A 17,989-nucleotide genomic window follows, 5' to 3' on the forward strand; every position below is an offset into this window, starting at 1 on the left:
GTACTAGTTCACATCCTATGGATCAACGGGTAGTTCAGGCTGCCTGCCTGAGCTTCGGGGCGTTCGAAGCAGGCTCCGGCGCGGACGAGGGCGACGAGGTGGGGTGCGTTCCCGGCCCGCCACCGCTGTTGGGCGGACTCCGCGAGCTTGAAGACGATGGCGAGCGCAGCCGCCGCACTGCCGGCGCCCCGGGTGACCTTCCTAGGGAGCCGGACCGTGGCGAAGGTGGACTCGATGGGATTCGTGGTGCGCAGGTCAGGTGGAGCCAGTGCTCGGCGGGAAAGTCGTAGAACGCGAGCAGTTGTTCGTCCGTGTCGTCGGTGATCTTCTTGACGGCCTTGGGGATCTTCACCCCGTACGTCTTGGCGACTCGGCGACGGTCTGGAGGGCGTGATCGCGCTCTTCCGCGTTGTAGATCTGCTGCAGGGCCCTCTTCGCGCCGGGCTGGGCAGACCATGCCGTCGTCCACAACTGCCAAGGCTTGTTCGTCTGCGGCCCGCGCGCCCGGGAAGGCGCGAGCGAGTCAGGAGAGCCAGTCGGTGTAACGGGTGGGGGCGAGGTGGGCGTCCTTGTCGGTCAGGACATCGCCGCTGACGACGGCGAACATGCCCGCAGTCGGGTCGGTGACGACGGTGCGGCTGTCGTCCTTGCGGGACAGGGTGATCCGGCCCAGTTCGTCCAGGGGGAAGATCTCGGGACCGGCGATGTTGCGGATGCCGTTCAGCGGGGTGCCCGCGGCCACCTCCGCCACCGCGCCGGCAACGTCCTTTGCGGCGATCGGCTGGATCGGCGTGGCGGGCAGCCGGATGGTGTCGCCGTCAGCGGTCCAGGACATGACGGCGTCCATGAACTCCATGAACTGCGTCGCCCGGACGATCGAGAAGGGGACCGGCCCGTTCGCGAGGATGTGCTCCTGGAGCGTCTTGGCCCGGTAGTAGTCAAGCTCCGGGACCTGGTCGGTGCCGACGATCGAGAGGATGACGAAGTGGCCGACGCCGCCCTTGTGGGCCGCGGCCAGAAGGTTGTCCATGGAGGTCTGGAAGAAGGCCGGGGAGGCTTCGTCGAACGTCGGGGAGTTCGTGAGGTTGATGACGACATCGGCTCCGGCCACCGCCTCGTCCAGTCCCTGGCCGGTGAGGACGTCGACTCCGGTGGACTTCGAGTGCGGTACCGCCTGGTGTCCGGCGGCGTTCAGATCCTTGACGACCTGCGAACCGATCAGTCCGGTGCCACCGATGACTGCGAACTTCATGACAACCCTTTCGTTGGGGGCATGTGCGCAATATGGCACAAGAACAGCCATTTGGTCCCGGCATCGAACATGGGCTGCATCGGCTGAGGGTGTGCAGTGTCGGCAGCCGTCGACGAAGGTGAGCTGAAGGTGAGCTCCACCGGAGGCGCCAGGACCTCCGCTACGCTCCCGTGAAACCTCGCCCCTGCGCCCATCGGCACCCCAGAGCCGCGGTCCGTGACGGCCCACGCTCCGCGCGGTGCGGTGCGCGGGCGAACCGTCCGAACCCGCAGGTCCAGCGGTCCACCAGCAGGTTCAGCCGGATGTCGTGGCAGACGAGGTTGCGGCGGCATTCGGCTGCGGTGAGGGTGATGCCGTATTCGCGAGCCAGGGCGTCGAGGGCCTCGGTCCCGATGAGGGTGACGTCACAGACTCCGGACGCCCGGCCGGTCCCCCGGCGTCGGGGCCCCTTCCTACCAGTGGTTGCGGTCCCCTGCCAGGCCGCGGCCGGTCACCGCTTGGGCCTGTGCGACGCGGAAGGCGGGCTCGCCGGTGTACGCGGCGAGGTGCAGGGAGGCGACCCGACCCGGTCCGGAGAGCGGCGAAGGCTGCGTCATGGGCGGTTCACCTCTTCAGGACGTGGTCCATGAGGGAGAGAAGGGTGCGGAACTGGTTCACGTCGATCTGGTCGAGGTGCAGTTCCCCGCCGATCAGGTCCTCCAGCAGCGGATGAACTCCATGAAGCGGCGAGTCGATCAGTCGGTTCTCGATCAGGTTGAGGTCCGGTCAGCACCTGGAACGGCAACCCGGGGCCATGCCGGTGCTGCAGCGGTACTGGCGGACGGGCATGACCGAGGGCAGCGTCAAAGAGTAGCGGGAACGGAGTATGCGCCGCATGGTGTGAAGATGAGAGCAACTACCGTCAGATGCACGGCGGTTGATATGGCAGGCTGGGGGATCATCGAGGCCGGGGAGGGGCTCAGCGTGAGACAGGACGGCTTCCACGCCGGAAAGATCGACACCAGCAAGCCGCATCCCGCCCGGATCTACGACTACTTGCTCGGCGGCAAGGACCACTACGAGGTGGACCAGCGGGCCGGTGACGAACTCGCCGCGGCCGCGCCCGAGGTACGCATCGGCCTGCGGGCCAACCGCGCCTTCCTGGGGCGCGCCGTCCGGCACGTCGTGGACAGCGGCGTCCGCCAGATCCTCGACATCGGCACGGGCCTGCCCACGGCGCCGAACGTGCACGAGACCGCGCAGGCCGTCGCGCCCGACGTGCGGGTCGCGTACGTCGACAACGATCCGATCGTGAGCGCGCACGCGGGCGCCCTGCTCAGTGGCTCCAGCGCCACCGGCGTCGCCCTGGCCGACCTGCGCGACCCGCGCTCCGTCGTCGACCACCCGGGCGTCCGTCAGGTCATCGACTTCGACGAGCCGGTCGCCCTGCTTCTCGTCGCCGTCCTGCACTTCCTCACCGACGCGGACGAGCCCGAGCGGATCGTCGCCACCTTGCGCGACGCCCTGGCACCCGGCAGCTTCCTCGTCCTCTCCCACGCCACGGGCGACTTCGCCGACCGCAGTGCGGCTCAGGCCGTCTACAGCAAGGCCACGGCCACCTTGAACCTGCGGTCCCGCGCCGAGGTCGAGCGCTTCTTCACCGGCTTCGAACCGGTCGAACCCGGCCTGGCCCAGGCCCCGTTCTGGCGCCCGGACATCCCGCCGCCCGCCGGGTCCGAGGGGATCGGGTTCTACGGGGGCGTGGGCCGCAAGACCGGCTCCCGGTGAGGGGTCACCTCAGGTCTCCCGCTTCCAGGTTCGCGTACACACCACCGCGGCCAGGTTCCGCTTTCGGAGGGTGTAGAGGCTGGCGGCAAGCGCTCGGGGACAGTGCTGGGCGACGGCGTTACTGGCCCGGTCAGACCGTGATGCGAATGAGGAAGCCGTGGTGCGGCGCTCGGCGTGGGATTGCCCCTACGAGCTGAGCTTCGACAAGCACGTCGGCGACCCCTCTTCGGCAACCGGCCGTCGGCTGCTCACGCCGAGTTCTCCCCGGGGACGGGCAGCGGCTGCCGCCAAGGCGTGGATGTGTCGATCTCTGATGCCTTTCCGCAGATTGACTGTGCCGTGTTCGTGGCTTCCGCGGGGGTGGGAACAGAGACGCCGAGGAGGCTGAAGGGAGCAGGGGAAGAGGTCCGCAGTTCGACACACACGACCGGCCTGCCGGACCGTATGGCCACGAAATCCATCCCGGCTTGGTGACTGCGCGTGCCGATGCACCACGTCCCTGGGATCCATACGCCTCTACGTGGGACCCCGCGCAGAGCCCGCCACCAGTCGGGTTCGACGGTCACCCGGATCACCGCGGTCAGCGGCGCGCGCACATTGCCGTGGCGGGCGGCTGCCCTTTCCCGCCACGACAGATGCACAACCAAGTCATCGCCCTCAACGAAAATCCGCGCCATCGTTTGGATTCTCCTTCCCATTCTGGATTACGGAGGCCGCTTCCCGTCCTGGGGCTCCGGAGGCCGCTGGATACCGCGCGGGCATGGCCTCTCGTAGCTCGGGAGGCTGAAGCCGGACGCGGCTGGGCCGGCCCGGCCGAGGAGACAGATCACCCACCGCAATCACCGGCAGACAGCCGCCGGCAGGGACTGGGCAAAAATTGGTTGATCTCGGGGACTGCCTCCTCACCGGAATCGAGGAGCGCCACGTACGCCGTCCGGGCGGCTCTCTGTCTCGTCATCCTTCACGTGCACCCCGAGTACCCGGCCTTCTCACCGCCAACCACTACACAGGCAACGCCAAACCCCCCTGCAGAACCCGGCTGGTTTCCATGGCAGCCGAACTCGGTATCCCCCTCGTGGCCATCGACCCCACCTACACCTCGAAATGGGGCGCCCTGCACTGGCAAACGTCCCTGACCAGCAGCAAGCGCAAACCCGTCCGCCACGACGCAGCCGCCATGGCGATCGGAAGGCGCGCCCGGGGCACCCGATCCGGCGACGGACGACACCGCCCCGTACCCACCACAGCGATGGGTACGGGCATCGGACCGTCCAGCCGGGGGGGGTCCTCACGCCCCGGGACGTGAGGACCCCCCGCAGCCCCGGACCACGGACACGATCCGTGCCGCCCGGACGCGGAGCGAACGCGGGCGGCCAGAACGACCAACACCGTTCGGGGTGTTCGGCTGAGCACGAGACCTGGCAACAGGACTCACGCCCGCGCAGTGAGGGGCGCCGCCGCCCCTACCGGTCGACGCATCAGATCGAGGCGGTGGCCTTGGCCTGGAGGGCGTCGGTGATGTTCTCCTCACGCCAGCGGCGCAGGAGGTCATGGAAAGCGACGGCGCCGTGCGGGTAGGCGGTGGGACCGTTGGGGCGCCCGCGGCCCTCGCGGTTGTAGTAGCCGGGGGTGCACTCGGCGTGGAACCACTCGTGGTCGGGGGCGCCCTTGGCGCAGACGTCGATCCAGGCGGCCTCGCCCTCGGGGGTGGGTTCCACGACGGCGCTCTTCTCCTCCGCGGCGGTGACCAGGGCGGCGGCGTGCACGGCCTGTTCGTCCAGGATGTGTGTGAAGTTCACGCTGCTGGCGTTCTGCAGCGAGCCCATCTGGATCAGGTTCGGGAACCCGGCGCTGGTGAAGCCGTGCAGAGTACGTGGGCCCTGCTGAGCCCGCGCGTGCAGAAGCCGAACCCCGCCCCGGCCTGTCACGGGCAGGTTCCCTGAGGTGATGCCGGAAACGCCCACGGAGAACCCCGTGGCGAACACCAGGCAGTCGACCTCGTACTCCACCCCGCCGACGACAACGCCGCGCTCCGTCATGCGCTCGATGCCATGGGTGTCGGCGGTGTCCACGAGAGTGACGTTGTCCCGGTTGAACGCGCGCAGGTACTTGTCGGAGAACGTGGGGCGCTTGCACGCGTACCGGTACCAGGGCTTGAGTGCCGCGGCCGTGGCGGGGTCGGTGACCTCAGCGGCCACCCGCTCGCGGACCTGGTTCATCGTGGCGTGGTCGGCGGCCTCGTAGGCGGCTTCGAAGTCCGGCTCGCCGTCGCGGCGGAAGCTGGGCAGGAGCTTCTCCAGCAGGCCGGCCGACTCCGTCCAGCGGTCGGCGACCAGGTCCTGCCCGGCACTCTCCCCGGAGACGATCCGCAGGAAGTTCTCCCGGCGTTCGGCCGCCCATCCCGCGCGGTCCGCGCCGACGTCCTGAGGTGTCATGCGCCGCTGACCGCGCACGTCCACGGCGGAGGGGGTGCGCTGGAAGACGTACAGATGCCCGGCGTCCTCGGCCAGCATCGGGATGACCTGCACGCCGGTGGCTCCGGTGCCGACGACAGCGACCCTCTTGCCGGCGAGGCCCGTCATGCCTCCCTTGGGACTGCCGCCGGTGTATTCGTAGTCCCAGCGGGAGGTGTGGAAGGTGTGGCCTCGATAGTCCTCGATGCCGGGGATGCCGGGCAGCTTGGGTTCCGTGAGCGTGCCCGTTGCCGTGATGACGTAGGTGGCGCGGAACTTGTCGCCGCGATCGGTGGCGACCACCCATTGCTGGGCGCTGTCGTCCCAGGCCAGGGAGGTGACGGCGGTGGAGAAGAGGGCGTCCTCGTACAGGCCGAACCGCTCGGCGATGCGCATCGCGTGCCGGCGGATCTCCTCTCCCGGCGCGTACTTCCACTCGGGCACGTATCCGGTCTCGTCGAGCATCGGCAGGTAGACGTGCGACTCGACGTCGCAGTGGATGCCCGGGTAGCGGTTCCAGTACCAAGTGCCTCCGAAGTCACCGCCCTTGTCGATGACGCGCACGCGAGCCACGCCCTGGCCGCGCAGGCGTGCGCCCGCCAGGATCCCGCCGAAACCGCCACCGACTATCGCGACGTCCACCACGTCGTGCAGCGGCTCGCGCTCCGCCACTTCGTCGACGTACGGATCGGCGGCGAAGTAGCCGAACTCCGCAGCTGTGGACCGGTATTGGCCCGGGCCTTCGGGGCGCACGCGGCGCTCCCGCTCAACGCGATAGCGCTCGCGCAGGTCAGCGGTCTCCTGCGGGGTGGGTGGGGTGTCGCACTGAGGCAGGGGCATGTGGCGGATTCCTCTCGTGGGGGGAGGTGCGCAAGTAGCCGCGCGGGATGGGGCGGTGCCCTCGTGGGGCGTCCCGCGAGGGCACCGGTACCGTAACCCAGCAACCGGACAGCACTGTCCGGTTGCGGTGCGGGTCCTGTCTCGAACAGCCCCGCCGCAGCCCCACGACACGAAGGGCCCGCGATGTCGAACCTCACCCCCGCTTCCCCTCTGCGCGACTGGCTGGCGGATCACGCCGCCGGGCAGGTCCTGCGAGGTCTGCTGGCCTCCCAGGGGCAGAGCGAGCAGGCCCTGGCCCCCGCCCTCGGCCTGCCGCTGGAGCAGCTTGTGAAGGTGTCCGGCGGGAAGTTCCCGCCGGAGCTCGTGGGCGCGCTGATCACCGCCGCTGAGACCGGCCGGGTCCCGGCGGGTCTGCCCACCGCTCCTCAGGCCGGCACCGCAGTGGCCGCTGAACCCGACCTGGGCGTCGAGATCGCAGCCCCCGAGCCGTGGACCGAGCAGATCACGCACGGTCGCTTCAGCGGCCAGACCGTCGTCGTCACCGGTGCCGCCTCCGGCATAGGCAAGGCCGTCGCGTCGCGCATCGTGCGCGAGGGCGGCCGCGTGATCGCCGTCGACGTCTCCGCCGACGGCCTCACGGCCCTGACCGCCGACCTGGGCGAGGCGGTCGCGCCGGTCACCGCCGACATCACCTCGCCCACGTCCGCCGACGCCGTCCTGGCAGCCGTCGGCGGTCGCGTGGACGCGTTGGCGAACGTCGCGGGCGTGATGGACGACGACGCCGCCGTGCACGAGGTCGACGACACGATCTGGGATCGCGTCATGCGCATCAACGTCGAGGGACCCATGCGCCTGATGCGCGCCGTCGTGCCCGGCATGCTCGCCGCCGGCGGCGGCCGGATCGTCAACATCGTGTCCGAGGCCGCCCTGCGCGGCTCGGCGGCTGGTGCCGCCTATACCACCTCCAAGCACGCGCTGGTGGGCCTGACGAAATCGTCGGCCTACCAGTACGCGGGCACCGGCGTGCAGGTCAACGCTGTCGCACCGGGCGCGGTGGCCACCGGAATCCACGTCCCCGCCGCCGCCCCGTACGGCTCGTCCCGAACCGCGAAGATGCGCGTCGCGATCCCCGGCCTGGCCGTGGCCGAGGAACTGGCCGCCTCGATCACCTTCCTGCTCAGCAAGGACGCGGTGAACATCAACGGCGCGATTCTGCCCTCCGACGGCGGCTGGTCGGCCGCCTGACAGCTTTCCGGCCGGGTCGTCCCCCTCCCGCCGAACTTCCCGGCCGGAGGGCCCAGTTGCTGAACACCCGCGCCACGGCCGGGAGTACGTCTCCTGCACGTCACGACGTCCGGATCTCCCGGATGACAGGAAGGAGCACATCACCGCATGACCACGTACCGCACGCCCCGCGCCCTGACGGGTCTGGCCGCCGTCGGCTTGCTGGCACTGACCGGCTGCGGCACTCAGACCGGCGGCGCCCCGGCCTCGGAGAACCCCACGCCGTCCGGCGAGGGCAGGAACATCCGTGCCACCCAGCTCGCGCACGTGACCGACGTACACGAAGCCACCGGCATGACTCTGCTGGAGGGCCCGGTCCTGTACGAGGACGGCCGGCTGTACGTCGTGGACGTCACCGCACCCCCGGGCGAGCCCAAGCTCATCTCCGTCGATGTGGCCACCGGTGAGCACAAGGGCGTCTACACCGACAAGAGCGGCGCCTACACCTCCGCGCAGACAAGCCCGCACGACGGCCGCCTGTACCTGACCGACTTCGCCACCGGTTCGATCGTCAGCCTCGCGCCGGACGGCTCGGATCCGCGCACGTTCTTCTCCGGTGCGGTCGACGGCTCCAAGATGACCCCTGACGACATCGCGTTCGACGACGAGGGCAATCTGTACGTGAGCGACGCGCACGGCACGGAGCCGGACGAGACCGACGGCCGCATGGTGCGCATCGACCGCGACGGCACGAAGAGCACCGTCCTGGCCGACGGGCTCGCCCAGCCCAACGGAATCATGTTCGACCCCGGTCTGCACGGCTTGTGGATCAGCGAGCTCGCCGAGGACACCATCTCCTACCTGTTGCTCGATGCCGGCAAGGCCGCTGTGACCTCCCAGCACGAGGCCATCCATGTCGACGGCGGCCTGGCCCAGACCGACTCCATCGCCGTGGACGCCGACGGCAACCTCTACCAAGCGCTGCACGGCCGACCCGCCATCGCCGTCTACAGCAAGTACGGGGCGCGCCTGGCCACCGTCGAGGTCCCTGCCAAGAACGCCGAGGGTCTCAAGTCGGCGACCAACGTCGCGATCACTCCGGGCGGCACGAAGGCATATATGACCGTCAGCGGCCCCGACGGCGGGTACGTCTTCACGTTCACCGCACTGGCCAAAGGCATCCGCCAGTCCAACAGCGGCTGACGGTCACACGTCCACGACCGCCTCGCAAGGGCGCAATGGCCCGACCTCGACGCCGAGCAGTCCCCAAGCCGCAAGGGCGACGCGCTCTCGTTCCGCCGGGGTGGGGCCGCTGACGGCGCCGGAGACCATCGCGACGGCGAGCATGACGTCGTCGGCCGACAGGCGATGCCCGGCGGGCAGGCAGCGAGCCAGGACAGTGCGGACGCGCGCGGCCAGCGCGCGGGCCTGCTCACCGTCCCCGCCCACGCGCAGCAGGTCGACGAATGCCGTCGAGCGGGTCAGGTGCCAAGTGACCACGCCCAGAACGCCCTTGAGGCTCGCGCCCGGCTCGGCGCCGGCCCGCTCGATCTGCTGGACGTTCTCGTCCAGGACGGCGGAGGCCAGCGCGAAGCGGTCGGCGAAGTGCCGGTAGAGACTGCCCTGCCCCACCCCCGCGCGGCGCGCGACGGCGGACAGCGGGGCGTTCAGGCCCTGCTCGGCGAAGACCTCGCGGGCGGCGGCGATGAGAGCGGAACGGTTGCGAGCCGCGACCCGCCGCCCCTGGTTGGCCGGGCGGCCCTGGCCGACAGCGCCGCTGCGATCGGAGCTCGCGCGGCCGCCCCGCACCACGGCCGAGCCCTGCGCGGCCGGCTGCGGGTCCTGGGGCTCGCTGGGGTTCATCACCTTGGCAGCGTAGTACGAGCGCAGGGCGCACCCGCCTGGCAGCTCGTGACCCGGCCGGAGGGCGCGCTCTGATCTACGAGAAGCGCGGCGGCGCCGGATGACCCCGACCGGCACTGCAACCACCACTGACGTTCCTTCGTCAGCGGCGTCAGCAAAGGTGTCAGGTGCCGGGCGGAACCTCCGGACGACAGATTCCGCCGGAACTGGGCATGGACCTGAGCCCAGTCCACCAGGGCGCCACCGTCGTGCGGCGCCGGAGGCCGGCACATCAGCTCTTCGATGCGGACACCGTCCACAGGTTGTTCGGCCCGAGGACGGCGTTCATCGAGAACGTGTCGTCGTAGGGGATCTCGACGTCGTTGGTGATCTCCTCGACGTCCAGCACCTCGCCGTTGCTGAAGGTTCCGGCCGTGATCCAGTACTGGGCATGCGGCGTGAAGACCAACTTCGCCCCGGGGACCGCCTGCGCCGCGAAGACCGGAGCGCCGTCCATGCCGATACCGACCGAGGCGGTGTCGTCCGGCACGCTGGGCAGGACCTGGATGCCGAGGCCACCCAGGGGGGTGCCACTGCCGGAGGCGGGCACGAACCCGTAGTTCCCGTTGTCGAAGTCGAAGCCGGTCTGGTTCTCGAGCTCGTCGTCCGGGTCGGCCGCCACCAGTTCCCGGTCCATGAACGGGATGCCGCTCATGAGCGGGCCCGTCACCGCCCAGACGAAGCTGTAGTCCACGGACCACGTAAAGGTCACCGTGTGGCCCGGCTGGGCGGGCGCGGTCAGCCAGGCGAGCGACAGTGCGGACGGGACGCCGAGGCCAACCGTCTTCTGGAACAGGCAGAGGTCCTGGAACTGGTTCGAGTTGTTCGTCGCTGTCAGGGTGTAGCGCGTCGCCGCGGCGGCAGGGGGTGCGACGGCGGCAGGCACGGCGAGGGCGCCGGCGCACGCGGCGCCGGCGGCGAGGAACCGCCGCCGGGAGAGTGCGGAATCCTGGTCGCGGAGTGGCACGCTTGCCTCCCTTGATGGATCGCCGGCGCCGCGGTCGGCGCGAAGCGTGCTGAAGAGGACTCCCAGGCTGGCTGCCGGAACCGCGCCGCGATCGGTGTTCCACGTGTCGGTCGGCCGGACGGTCCCGCGTCTTCACCCGCCCGGGGATCCGTCCGCTTCCGGACGGGCGGTGACACGGCGAACCGCCTCGCCCCCGCAGGGAAGCCTCGGCAGGGCGTGGTCCGAACGTTCCTCCCGAGCCGATGACCTTTCCTCACTGGGATGGCCGGCTTCGCGGCGGCGGAGCCCGCGGCATGGAACCGGCTCGGATGGCGCCGGGGGTGTTTCACCATCCGAGCCGGTTCTCAGAGAGGGCTTGTCCTGCGGTGTCAGGCCGCGTCGGGCGTGAGCTTGACCGGCACGGAGCGGTAGTCGTTGCCGATGAAGGAGGACTGCGGCTGGAGCTCGGCGGGCTGGGTGGCCAGTTGCAGTCGCGGGAAGCGGTGGAACAGGGCGGGCAGGGCTACGCGGGCTTCGAGGCGGGCCAGGGCGGCGCCCAGGCAGAAGTGGATCCCGTGTCCGAAGGCCAGGTGCCGGCGGTCTTCGCGGTCGATGTTGAACTGGCCGGGGTCGGGATTCGCTTCGGGGTCGCGGCCGTGGGCGCCGAAGCCGATCAGGATGAGGTCGCCTTTCCTGATGGTCAAGTTCCCTCCGAGGTCGATGTCGTCGGTCGCGTAGCGCAGTGGAAGGTGCATGATCGGCGGGTGCTTGCGCAGTGTCTCCTCGACGACGTCGTCCCAGCGACTTGGGTCCGCGAGGACCGCGGCGAGCTGGTCGGGGTGCTGTGCCAGTTCGACGACTGCGTGGTTGATCAGCGAGACCGCGGTCTCGCTGCCGGCCCCGATCATGAGGATGAGGGTGCTGACCAATTCGTCCCCGGTGAGCGGGTCGTCGCCTGCCTGTTGGGTTTCCAGGAGCACGCTGGTCATGTCCTCGCCGGGCTGGTCGCGCTTGTGGGCGATGAGGGTTTGCATCGCCCGGTACATGGCGTCGCGGATCTCGGTCGCCCGGTCGTCGTCGGCACTTGAGTCCAGGACCGAGTCGATGACCTTGAGCATCTGCGGTCGCTGTTCCTCGGGGACACCGAACAGGTCGCAGATCACGCTGGTCGGAACCGGATAGGAGAACTCGGTGCGCAGGTCGAGCCGGGCCCCGGGGCCGTGCGTCTCCATCTGGTCCAGCAAGCGAGTGACGACGGCCTCGATGGCCGGACCCATGGCCTCGATCCGGCGGGCCGTGAAGGCCTTGCCGACGAGGTTCTTCAACCGCTGATGGTCGTCACCGTCGGTGGTGAACATGCTGATCACGTCGACCCAGGCGGCAAGCCACGGTACGGCGAACAACCGGTAGCCGGGCCAGCTCTTGCGGGCGTCCTTGGAGACGCGGGGGTCGACCAGCAGCTTGGTCACCACTTCTCCGCGGGTGACCGACCATGCGATCAGTCCGGCGGGCATCTCGACCCGCGTTGCCGGCCCTGCTGCGCGTAAGTGGTCGGCCTGTTCGTACAGCTGAGTACCGGTGGTGTCCAGGACGGTCACAGTCATGCGGTCCCTCCGCGGGATGAAGTGACGGCGAGCCCGGAGACACGCTGGGCTCGGAACGTAGCCTGCAGCTCCACGGGGCACCGGTGGAAGGGCCCGGGACGGTCAGGCACCTCGGGATTCGAGATGGGCAGGTCCCACAGCTGGTCGAGGACTGCTTCGATCGCGGTATTCATCGGTCGCGAGTCTGGTCATCGTGGTCCGCGGACGCTGTCGATGATGCGAGTCCAGTTGTCGCCGCCGTGTCCGTCCCTGATCGCGCGCCGATAGTGGGCCTGCACGGCCAGGGGGAGTGCGAGGTCGAGGCCGAGTGACGTGCTGGTCTCGACGATGTGGTCGGACGTCGCACCCATCATGGTGACGGTGCTGAGGTCGCCGGGATGCTCTCCAGCATCAAGCGCGGTGCCGGGGGTCTCTTCACCGGCCCTCAGGATGTCGCCGATCGAGTCGGCGGAGGAGAGCAACTCCGGCAGTGCTTCCTTGGCCTTCATTCCTGCGGTGCCCAGCATCGCGGTGGCGTGCATCAGGCCGGACAAGGTGGTGAGGAACACCGCGAGTTGGGCTTGATACATCATCTGCGCGAGGCCCGGGTCCTCCCCCAGATGCTTTGGCGTTCCGAGCAGTGTCAACGTGGTCAGGTGTCTCTCCATGGCCTCGTCGCGGCCGCTGTAGTAGACGTGGGCAGCCTCCGTACCGACCATCGGCGCGGGGACCATGACACCTCCGGCGAGGAAGGCGGCTCCGTGGCCCGCTGCCCAGGTCGCTGCCTCACGTGTGCGGTCGGGAGTGTCAGAACTCAGGTCGACCAGCGTCCGGCCGGCGAGCGATTCGGTGGCGCCGTCGAGGATGTCGTACATCGCCTGGTAGTCCGTGAGGCTGAGGATCACGAGGTCACTCGCTTCGACCGCCTGGCTGGGCGTCGCCGCGAGCGTTGCTCCGTCGCTCACGACACCGTCGGCCCGACTGACGGTGCGGTTCCAGACGGTGACCGGGTGGCCGGCAGTAAGGAGGGTGCGTGTCATCGCCTGACCCATCGGGCCAAGCCCGATCACGGTGACAGTGCTGTTCTGCCTGGTGATGCGGTTCTGTTGTTCGTTCACCCCTCCATGATCGGAGAGCGCGACTAGGCTCGGAAGTACCCACTATTTTCTGCGGTACTTACCTTTTCGTAAGGGGATCAGTGATGGCCATGGCGCCGAGGAGCGGGCCTTACATCTGCGGCATCGACGCCGCGCTCGACGTCGTCAGCGGCAAATGGAAGGGACTGATCCTCTGGGAACTTGATGCCCATCGCGTACGCCGCTTCGCCGCGCTCCGTCGCGGTCTGCCGGGAGTGAGCGAGAAGATGCTGACGCAGCATCTGCGTGAGATGGAGGCAGACGGACTCGTGCACAGGCAGGTCTATGCCGAGGTGCCGCCGCGGGTGGAGTACTCCCTGACCGAGCACGGGCGCACGCTCAATCAAGCGCTCGGTCCGCTCGGCGCCTGGGGGGCTGAGCGGATACGTCGCGAAGGCTCTGCAACGGTCGACGTAGCCGAGACCTCAAAGGGCTGAGCATGGGGGCGGCTTCCTGGTCGTCGCCCCCACACTTCACCCGGTGAACGGCGCCCGCAGGGCCTTCTCAGCAGCTTCGACCGGAGGCCCCCACGCCAGAACCCCCTTCACCAGACCGGGCTTGAAGTCGCTGGTGTGCGCATGCGGAGGATCTCGTCGTGATCCGCACCGCGCCCTCGACGGACACCCTGGTGACACGCCCTATGCCGGTGCCTGGAAGCCGCCGATCTGCTGCTCGAGCAGTTCGGCCAGTCGCAGCGGGGTGCGGTCCTCGTACATCGGACCGACGAGCTGTACTCCCACCGGCAGGCCCTCGGGGGACCGGCCCGCTGGTACGGCGGTGGCGGGCAGACCGGGCATGGTGGGCAGACCGGCCCAGACGAGCTGGTCGAAGTACGGGTACGCGACGCCGTCGATGTCGATCCGGCGTTCTCTCGGATCGGGGTTGTGATCGTGCGGGAACGCGGGAGTCGGCGTGATGGGACACACCACGGCGTCGAACTCGGTGAAGAGCTGCCGCCAGCCGTGGCGGTGGAGCTCGCGACGGCTGTTCGCCTCGATCCAGTCGCGGTGGCTGAGCACCATGCCGCGCAGCCGCGCCGCTTCAAGACTCTGGTCGTCTGCGCTCAGTCCGGCGGCGCGGGTCCGCAGCTGCTCGTACGCTTCGACGGGAAAACGTGCAACGGAGCTCGAGAACAGCAACTGCGTGTAGAGCAGCGCGGCTTCGGTCAGATCGGGAAGCAGCGGACTGTGCCGTTCGACGCGGGCGCCGCCGTCGACAAGCGCGTCGGCCACCCGGTTCACGCCCGCTCGCACGGCGGACCCGGTCGGAATGAGTGGATGATTGTCGAGGACCAGGACCCGGAAGTCGCAGAGCCGCTCGTGGCGCGCGGGCGGCAGGGCCAGGTCGTGCGCCACACCGACCGTCAGCGGGTCCGGTCCGGCCATGACGTCGAGCAGGAGCGTGAGGTCGCGGGCAGTGCGTGCCATCGGGCCGACGACGGCGAGGTCGAGGTCGGCCGGCAGGGCCGGCACGTGCGGCGCGACCATACCCCGGGGCGACGCCAGCCCGAGTGTCGGCTTGTGTGCGTAGACACCGCAGAAATGTGCGGGGGTGCGCAACGAGCCGGCGAGGTCGGAGCCGATGGACAGCGCGCCGAATCCGGCAGCGAGGGCCGCCGCTGATCCCCCGGAGGATCCACCCGGCGTGCGACCGTGATCCCACGGGTTGTTGGTGGTGCCGTGGATCTCGTTGAAGCTCTGCACATCTTGCAGTCCCAAGGGCACATTGGTCTTTCCGAGCACCACCGCGCCTGCGGACTTGAGCCGCGACACCTGCACCGCGTCCTCGGCCGGCATGTAGTCCCGGTGTGGCGGCATGCCCCAAGTCGTGGGCAGCCCGGCGATGTTGTAGGACTCTTTGACCGTCACCGGGATGCCGAGCAGCGGCCGGTCCTCACCGCGGGCGCGCGCCTGGTCGGCACCGCGCGCGGCGGCCCGTGCACGGTCGAAGTCCGGCACACAGATCGCATTGATCGCCTTGTCGTCCCGCTCGATACGGGTGATCGCCTCGTCGGTCAGTTCCGCCGATGTCACTTCACCGGCACGCAAGGCAGCCGCAATTCTTTCGGCTGACTGAGAATTCCACTCCATGGATCCGACCGTATCGGCCACTGGAAAGAGTCACGAAATGCCGTTGCCCGCAACGGATTTGACGTCTCAATACTCAGCAATACTCGGGACCGCAGGAGTCTCTCCGTGCCTCTGTGGCGGGCGCACAAGGTCAAGGTTCTTGCCCCATGCGTCCAGCACCTCGCCGTGTCCGGCCTCTCGGGCTGGCGTTCGACAAGGGCGAGGAGGAGCCGTTGCACGGATGCGTCGTCTGTGGATCTCCGACGGGTGGTGACGGGCATGCCCGACAGGGCAGCCCTGGTGACGAGTCAGGGCTCGGTGGGGCTGACAGCCAGGGGGCCGCAACCGGCCGCCTGGCCGAGGTGGCGGTGGCCGGCGGCGGAGGAAGCTCTGGGGCGATCAGCCGGTAGGGTCCGGCCGTCGCGGGAAGGTGTCACGGTCGTAGTGACAAGCGGCGACGGAGAGCAAACCGCACGCCGGCAAGGCCGGCATCGCAAAGGCATACGCCCGTACCTGAGCCACGCCCCGCATTCACCACACCTACCGTCCACGACCGGTGAGTTCACCACCGGTGAGCGGGAACACCACACGTCGGCCCGGGCATTCGTGGCCCCCTGGCCGATGTCACCAGAACCGCAACAGTCCTGGCACCATGCCAAACGGGACCCCACAGCGGAATGGGCAGGACTCAGCGGGGACGAGAGTCCGACGATCACGCTCACCTGCCACGTCGCAGGGCGTTCGACGCCAGCCAGGTACTTGGGCAGGCCTCATGTGGAGGAGGCGAGGCAGTCTCTCGACGACCTCATCGAGAGACGGTCGGACACTGGCCGGCGGCCGTGACCACCAAGGGGCCCGTATCGTTGCGCACTGCTTTCGCGACGCGGGCAGCCGGAGTTGTTGCATTCCGAGACCGTCGGCGTGATGCGCATCACTGTCCGAGTGCTTCGGGTCGGGCGTACGCGATCATGACCGGATGGACGCTCATTTCCTCGGCATCTCCGAGCTGGTCGAAGCCCCGTCCGTGGCGGTCGTGGTCGACGTCATGCGCGCTTTCACGGTGGCCGCCTGGGCCTTTGCCCAGGGAGCGGAAAAGATCGTTCTTGCTGAGTCGCTGGAGGAAGCCCTGGCGCTCAAGGCTCGCCACCCGGAGTGGGCGACGCTCAAAGACGGTCCGCCCGCGCCCGGGTTCGACACCGTCAACTCGCCGGGTCTGCTGCGGTCCATGGACCTCGGCGGACGGACCGTTGTGCAGAAAACCACGGCAGGAACCGTCGGCGCCCTTGCGGTCAAAGAGGCGTCGCTGGTGCTGTGCGCCAGCTTCGTGGTGGCGGAGGCAACGGCTCGGCTCTTGCGGATACGCGAGCGTGACAGTGTCACGTTTGTCGTCACCGGCGAGGATGGGCAGGCCGATGAAGATCTCGCGTGCGCTCAATACATCGCTCGGAGGGCCACCGAGGCTGGGACGGATGCAGCTGAATTCCTCCGCCGCGCCGGTGAGTCGCGCGCTGCCGCCGAGCTGGCGGAGGGCGTGCGTCAGGGAGTCCATCCTGATGACGTCGCACTCTGCCTCGAGCTCGACCGGTTCCCCTTTGCCATGGTGGCGACCTTGGAAGACTCGCTCATGATCCTCCGTCCGTGCGCGGTGCCGTCGCTGACCGACGAGGCTTCGGCCTGATCGCTGTCGCGCCCCACTTGATCGCCCACGCCGCCACGTGGCGGAGAGCCCTTCCCAGCGGTAATCACCCATCGACCAGAGGTCCAGTACGGCGACCATGCACCGCCCGTCGGCGTCCAAGTCCCCCCGGAAGGGGACGACCCTCTACCTCCGCAAGACCGGCCCGATCAGGACCCCACCCCCAGCGACCGTCAGGCGACAGGACCGTCACCCTGCATTCCGCCTGAGCCCGGACCTCAACATGACACTCCTGAGCCGCAATCGGAACGCCTCCTCATACAAGGCGAAGGCCGCACTCGTCGCCCCGCCCGCGAGACCCCGGCGACGAATACGAATCAGTTGCGCGACCAGGCGGGCGGACCACACCGCCACTGCCCTACAGGAAACCGCCCCTGTTCACGAGTTCGGGCTGCGAGGGGCGGTCACCGAGTTCGCCACGGACGCCGACCTCCGCACCTCACCGAACCGTGCAGTGACTTTACGTGAAGACGTATCGCCGGACAGTGCATCCACACTCATGACGATCCTGGGTCGATCCTGTGCATCTTTGCAGGCCGCGACAGAGATATCGGACGAGGCCACCCATCTCCCCGTCCGCCCCCTCCCCACACCGTGATAACACGGAGTAATCAAAATCGAGGAGGGCTACGACCGCATGGGTATCTTCAGCCGTCGCCAGAGCACGACCATCGAGCCGACGCCTGCCGCCGGCCCCCGTACGCCCTTCCCCGACGCCGCCGCCGCCGGCGCCACGCTCGACCCCGCCCTTCGCGCACTCACCGGGCAATGGACCATCGACCGCCCCCACAGCCGCATCGGCTTCTCCGTGCGCCACGCCATGGTCACCACCGTCCGCGGCGCCTTCGCCGACTACGACAGCACCCTCTACTTCGACGGAGCCCGCCCCTCCCAGTCCCGGGCCGACATCACCATCCGGGTCGCCAGCGTCGACACCGGCGTCGAACAACGCGACGCCCACCTCATCGGCACCGACTTCTTCGACGCCCGCCGCCACCCGGAAATGACCTTCCGCAGCACCTCCACCACCCACGAAGGCAAAGAGACCTTCCGCATGACGGGCGACCTGACCATCCGCGGCGTCACCCGGCCCGTCGAACTCCAACTCGACTACCTCGGCT

General features: G+C 69.0%; 14 protein-coding genes and 2 pseudogenes. 7 read left to right on the plus strand and 9 right to left on the minus strand.

Annotation, left to right across the window (positions count from 1 at the left end):
• Positions 1 to 8: 8 nt before the first annotated feature.
• From CG723_RS47765 to CG723_RS46360, 3 genes and pseudogenes are all read right to left on the minus strand, one after another.
• Positions 9 to 453, minus strand: a pseudogene (locus CG723_RS47765) (transposase); the annotation flags it as partial.
• A 70-nt stretch (positions 454 to 523) separates the two neighbouring features.
• Positions 524 to 1,252: an SDR family oxidoreductase gene (locus CG723_RS23100; protein WP_100595365.1), complete on the minus strand. Its 729-nt coding sequence runs from the start codon at positions 1,250 to 1,252 to the stop codon at positions 524 to 526.
• A gap of 452 nt (positions 1,253 to 1,704) precedes the next feature.
• The gene (locus CG723_RS46360; RefSeq protein ID WP_159032524.1) at positions 1,705 to 1,848 is read right to left on the minus strand and encodes a hypothetical protein; all 144 of its coding nucleotides are present in this window, start codon (positions 1,846 to 1,848) and stop codon (positions 1,705 to 1,707) included.
• A gap of 367 nt (positions 1,849 to 2,215) precedes the next feature.
• On the opposite strand from CG723_RS46360, the gene CG723_RS23105 reads away from it, so the two are divergent.
• Positions 2,216 to 3,019 carry an SAM-dependent methyltransferase gene (locus tag CG723_RS23105; RefSeq protein WP_100595396.1) on the plus strand — a complete coding sequence of 268 codons (804 nt, stop codon included), beginning with the start codon at positions 2,216 to 2,218 and terminating at the stop codon, positions 3,017 to 3,019.
• A gap of 1,030 nt (positions 3,020 to 4,049) precedes the next feature.
• Positions 4,050 to 4,465 (plus strand): annotated as a pseudogene (locus CG723_RS47770) (hypothetical protein); the annotation flags it as partial.
• Between the two features lie 32 nt (positions 4,466 to 4,497).
• On the opposite strand, the gene CG723_RS23120 reads toward CG723_RS47770, so the two are convergent.
• Positions 4,498 to 6,312 carry a flavin-containing monooxygenase gene (locus CG723_RS23120; RefSeq protein ID WP_100595366.1) on the minus strand — a complete coding sequence of 605 codons (1,815 nt, stop codon included), beginning with the start codon at positions 6,310 to 6,312 and terminating at the stop codon, positions 4,498 to 4,500.
• A gap of 183 nt (positions 6,313 to 6,495) precedes the next feature.
• Here CG723_RS23120 and CG723_RS23125 point away from each other — a divergent pair, with 183 nt between their 5' ends.
• Together CG723_RS23125 and CG723_RS23130 are read left to right on the plus strand one after the other, a co-directional pair.
• Positions 6,496 to 7,557 carry an SDR family NAD(P)-dependent oxidoreductase gene (locus tag CG723_RS23125; protein WP_100595367.1) on the plus strand — a complete coding sequence of 354 codons (1,062 nt, stop codon included), beginning with the start codon at positions 6,496 to 6,498 and terminating at the stop codon, positions 7,555 to 7,557.
• Positions 7,558 to 7,704: 147 nt separating this feature from the next.
• Positions 7,705 to 8,739 carry an SMP-30/gluconolactonase/LRE family protein gene (locus CG723_RS23130; RefSeq protein ID WP_100595368.1) on the plus strand — a complete coding sequence of 345 codons (1,035 nt, stop codon included), beginning with the start codon at positions 7,705 to 7,707 and terminating at the stop codon, positions 8,737 to 8,739.
• A gap of 3 nt (positions 8,740 to 8,742) precedes the next feature.
• On the opposite strand, the gene CG723_RS23135 is transcribed toward CG723_RS23130, so the two are convergent.
• The 4 genes from CG723_RS23135 to CG723_RS23150 form a co-directional block, all read right to left on the minus strand.
• Entirely contained in the window at positions 8,743 to 9,399 is a 657-nt protein-coding gene (locus CG723_RS23135) for a TetR/AcrR family transcriptional regulator (protein WP_100595369.1), read from the minus strand.
• Between the two features lie 271 nt (positions 9,400 to 9,670).
• Positions 9,671 to 10,405 carry a hypothetical protein gene (locus CG723_RS23140; RefSeq protein ID WP_100595370.1) on the minus strand — a complete coding sequence of 245 codons (735 nt, stop codon included), beginning with the start codon at positions 10,403 to 10,405 and terminating at the stop codon, positions 9,671 to 9,673.
• Between the two features lie 368 nt (positions 10,406 to 10,773).
• On the minus strand, positions 10,774 to 11,988 hold the full coding sequence (locus CG723_RS23145) for a cytochrome P450 family protein (RefSeq protein ID WP_100595371.1): 1,215 nt from the start codon (positions 11,986 to 11,988) through the stop codon (positions 10,774 to 10,776).
• Between the two features lie 188 nt (positions 11,989 to 12,176).
• A complete protein-coding gene (locus CG723_RS23150; protein WP_100595372.1) occupies positions 12,177 to 13,085 on the minus strand; it encodes an NAD(P)-dependent oxidoreductase in 909 nt (302 codons plus the stop codon).
• A gap of 83 nt (positions 13,086 to 13,168) precedes the next feature.
• On the opposite strand from CG723_RS23150, the gene CG723_RS23155 reads away from it, so the two are divergent.
• A complete protein-coding gene (locus tag CG723_RS23155) occupies positions 13,169 to 13,540 on the plus strand; it encodes a winged helix-turn-helix transcriptional regulator (RefSeq protein ID WP_100595373.1) in 372 nt (123 codons plus the stop codon).
• Positions 13,541 to 13,741: 201 nt separating this feature from the next.
• On the opposite strand, the gene CG723_RS23160 is transcribed toward CG723_RS23155, so the two are convergent.
• Positions 13,742 to 15,193 carry an amidase gene (locus CG723_RS23160; protein ID WP_100595374.1) on the minus strand — a complete coding sequence of 484 codons (1,452 nt, stop codon included), beginning with the start codon at positions 15,191 to 15,193 and terminating at the stop codon, positions 13,742 to 13,744.
• Positions 15,194 to 16,148: 955 nt separating this feature from the next.
• Between CG723_RS23160 and CG723_RS23165 the strand changes: the two genes are divergently transcribed.
• Entirely contained in the window at positions 16,149 to 16,850 is a 702-nt protein-coding gene (locus CG723_RS23165; protein WP_100595375.1) for a 2-phosphosulfolactate phosphatase, read from the plus strand.
• A 655-nt stretch (positions 16,851 to 17,505) separates the two neighbouring features.
• On the plus strand, positions 17,506 to 17,989 hold a 484-nt coding region (locus CG723_RS23175; RefSeq protein WP_100595376.1), incomplete at its 3' end, for a YceI family protein.

It is taken from the genome of Streptomyces sp. CB01635 (genome assembly GCF_002803065.1).
Classification (GTDB): Bacteria; Actinomycetota; Actinomycetes; order Streptomycetales; family Streptomycetaceae; genus Streptomyces.

What these genes read in the sequence shown, in the direction of transcription:
- CG723_RS23100 (WP_100595365.1), bottom strand. Translation starts at nt 1,252, where the DNA reads ATGAAGTTCGCAGTCATCGGTGGCACCGGACTGATCGGTTCGCAGGTC.
- CG723_RS46360 (WP_159032524.1), bottom strand. Translation starts at nt 1,848, where the DNA reads ATGACGCAGCCTTCGCCGCTCTCCGGACCGGGTCGGGTCGCCTCCCTG.
- CG723_RS23120 (WP_100595366.1), bottom strand. Translation starts at nt 6,312, where the DNA reads ATGCCCCTGCCTCAGTGCGACACCCCACCCACCCCGCAGGAGACCGCT.
- CG723_RS23125 (WP_100595367.1), top strand. Translation starts at nt 6,496, where the DNA reads ATGTCGAACCTCACCCCCGCTTCCCCTCTGCGCGACTGGCTGGCGGAT.
- CG723_RS23130 (WP_100595368.1), top strand. Translation starts at nt 7,705, where the DNA reads ATGACCACGTACCGCACGCCCCGCGCCCTGACGGGTCTGGCCGCCGTC.
- CG723_RS23135 (WP_100595369.1), bottom strand. Translation starts at nt 9,399, where the DNA reads ATGAACCCCAGCGAGCCCCAGGACCCGCAGCCGGCCGCGCAGGGCTCG.
- CG723_RS23145 (WP_100595371.1), bottom strand. Translation starts at nt 11,988, where the DNA reads ATGACTGTGACCGTCCTGGACACCACCGGTACTCAGCTGTACGAACAG.
- CG723_RS23155 (WP_100595373.1), top strand. Translation starts at nt 13,169, where the DNA reads ATGGCCATGGCGCCGAGGAGCGGGCCTTACATCTGCGGCATCGACGCC.
- CG723_RS23160 (WP_100595374.1), bottom strand. Translation starts at nt 15,193, where the DNA reads ATGGAGTGGAATTCTCAGTCAGCCGAAAGAATTGCGGCTGCCTTGCGT.
- CG723_RS23165 (WP_100595375.1), top strand. Translation starts at nt 16,149, where the DNA reads ATGGACGCTCATTTCCTCGGCATCTCCGAGCTGGTCGAAGCCCCGTCC.